2 protein-coding genes are annotated in these 2,589 nt (G+C 35.8%); both read left to right on the top strand.

Going from position 1 to position 2,589, the window contains the following annotated elements; all coding sequences use genetic code 11:
* Positions 1–246 precede the first annotated feature (246 nt).
* Positions 247–1,947: an AIPR family protein gene (locus tag J7438_RS25060; protein WP_209278775.1), complete on the top strand. Its 1,701-nt coding sequence runs from the start codon at positions 247–249 to the stop codon at positions 1,945–1,947.
* Positions 1,948–2,038: 91 nt separating this feature from the next.
* Entirely contained in the window at positions 2,039–2,404 is a 366-nt protein-coding gene (locus J7438_RS25055; RefSeq protein WP_209278774.1) for a cupin domain-containing protein, read from the top strand.
* Positions 2,405–2,589: the final 185 nt, after the last annotated feature.

Raw genomic sequence — 2,589 nt, 5'->3', positions numbered from 1 at the left:
ACTGAATGGTTAACCTGTTGTTTTAAATGAAAATAAAGCAATCTGTAATCACACGGGTTGCTTGACCGAAAAATATACAAATCACAAAATGCGAATCAGAAGGTATAGCCTTTAAAATGCAGAACGCCGTGCAAGCCACGCTTTATGGGGGTATCGGCTGGTACGTATAGCGAATCTACAGTATGTTATGCGAAACTGACTCGTGTAAACGACTGTTAGCTTACAATCATATAGTGAGATAATTAAATGCATAGGATTACAAAATCCCATTTAAATAGTTTTTCTAAAAGTCATGGACTTTCCCACTTAGAAGAAAGCGTTCAGTTTGAACATTTTGTAAATTACTCGGTTTTATCTGCCAGGCTTGCAAATAGTTATGAGTTGGAGGATGTAACAACAGGATCTGGCGATGATGGAATGGATGGTGTCGCAGTTATAGTAGATGAAGAGTTAATTGTATCTGATGAAGATGCAAAATCTGTGTTTTCATCTACTAGAAAAAATCATGATGTTGAAGTTATTTTTATTCAGTCCAAAAGAAGTGAGACATTTGATTTAGGGGATTTTCTTAAATTTAAAGAGTCTATTCTTCGATTTATTAATGCCGACAATTATGAGTCAAATGATACAGCTCAAAAAAATGCAAGAAGTATTTTTGATATCGTTATTAGCAATGTTCCTAAGATAAGAGATGGAAAACCTAATATTACAATTAGGTATGTTACAACTGGGATTTATAAGAAGCCAGATGCTCTTGAAAAAGCAAAAGGTGATTTTATTTTGCAGCTTAATGAACTTGGTTATTTCCATGAAATAGAAATCGATTTTCTAGGAAGAGATGAAGTAACTAATTTATGGGTCAATACTTATTCTACGGTAAGTGCAGAACTACCTATGTTCAGTAATGCCGCATTACCAAAAATTCACGGAATTGACGAAGCTTATTTGGCAGTTGTAAAAGCAAAAGATTTGGTGGACAATCTTTTGCTAAATGAAGACGGAAATCTAAGAACTCATGTTTTTGAAGAAAATGTGCGAGCTTTTTTAGGGCTAGATAATCCAGTAAATAAATCAATAACTGATACGCTTTGCGAAACTGACCAAGCTACTAGATTTCCAGTTCTGAATAATGGAATAACTATTGTTAGCCCTGACGTCCGTGTTCAAGGAAGTGTACTTCATTTAGATAATTTTCAAATTGTAAACGGATGCCAAACTTCAAATGTGCTTTTTGAATGTAGAGAAAAACTTAACGACTCTATAATGGTTAATCTGAAAATTGTTGAAACTTCAAATGAAGATGTTTTCTCTGATCTGGTTAGAGCTACAAATAGCCAGTCAAAAGTTGAAGAAACACAATTTTTATCACTAAGGCCAGTTGTTAAACGAGTTGAGGATTACTTTAATACATTTGATGGCCAAGATGGCAGGATTTACTTTGAACGCCGTGATAGACAATACGTAGGTAGAGATATACCAGCAATTAGAGTATTTAATGTCAATGTCGCAGCTAAAGCTGTTGCTTCAATGTTTCTGGGACGACCTGATCTCGCGTATAGATACCCAAAACGCATGTATGAACAGTTGGGAGAACAAATTTTTTCTGATGATACTAAAGAATCTGTTTTTTATGCAGCATGTTTAACCCTTTATAGACTTCACTTATTAGTCGCTAGTGCTGACATTCCTCAAAATGTCAGAAAGCATAAATGGCATATTATAGCTTTAGTGGGTGCTATTGTTGCGGGTAAAACTGTTCCAAATATTAACTCCCGACATATCGAAGCATACTGTAAGAAAATAATTGATAAATTTACAAAGCATGGTAGAAGTGTTGTTGAAGCGTTTCAACAGGCTGTTGATATTCTACAATCAACAGAAAATCTAACTGATGATAGATTGAAGCGACAGGCAATAACCTCTGAGATGCTCGACAAAGTAAGCTAACAAAAAATTCCAGCGGACAGCGCTAGACGCGCTGCCGCTGAATTTGGCGTTAGCTGCTACCCAAAAATACAGAGTGGAGTAATCAAAAATAATGAAATATGAAGCTATTAATTTCAAAGAAAAACATGCTCTTTTTTCTGAGGTATGGTCTCCCCGTGTAATAGCTGAAATGAATGATTACCAATTCAAACTGGCAAAGGGTGAAGGTGAGTTTGTCTGGCATGATCACCCAGATACAGATGAGGTTTTCGTAATTATCGAAGGAACTTTGGAAATTGAGTTCAGAGATGGAAAGGTTACCCTCAACGAAGGTGAAATGTTCGTTATTCCAAAAGGAGTTGAGCATAAGCCGTATGCTAAAAAACTCTGTAAGGTGCTTTTAATTGAGCCTAAAGGTGTCGTCAACACAGGTGACTCTGGTGGTGAGTTAACGGCTAAAAATGACATTTGGGTATAAATCCAAGGCAACGCAGCTAACAAGAAAATCCAGGTGACGCCTACGGCGCACCTGATTTAGGCGTTATGTTCACACACAGAGAAAAAATCAGCACCTATGAGTTTGAGAGTTCTATAGATTCTAAATGAAAAAGATAAAACTGTTTTTCACAAATATATTTGTATGCTTTTATGTTTTATTTGTTG

The organism is Thalassotalea sp. G20_0 (genome assembly GCF_017744175.1).
GTDB lineage: Bacteria > Pseudomonadota > Gammaproteobacteria > Pseudomonadales > Endozoicomonadaceae > Endozoicomonas.
The sequence above is the reverse complement of the archived record's forward strand: the minus strand, read 5'-3'. Positions and strand labels throughout refer to the sequence as shown.

Excerpts from the sequence above, each read along its gene's own strand:
- J7438_RS25060 (WP_209278775.1), top strand. The coding sequence starts at position 247 with ATGCATAGGATTACAAAATCCCATTTAAATAGTTTTTCTAAAAGTCAT.
- J7438_RS25055 (WP_209278774.1), top strand. The coding sequence starts at position 2,039 with ATGAAATATGAAGCTATTAATTTCAAAGAAAAACATGCTCTTTTTTCT.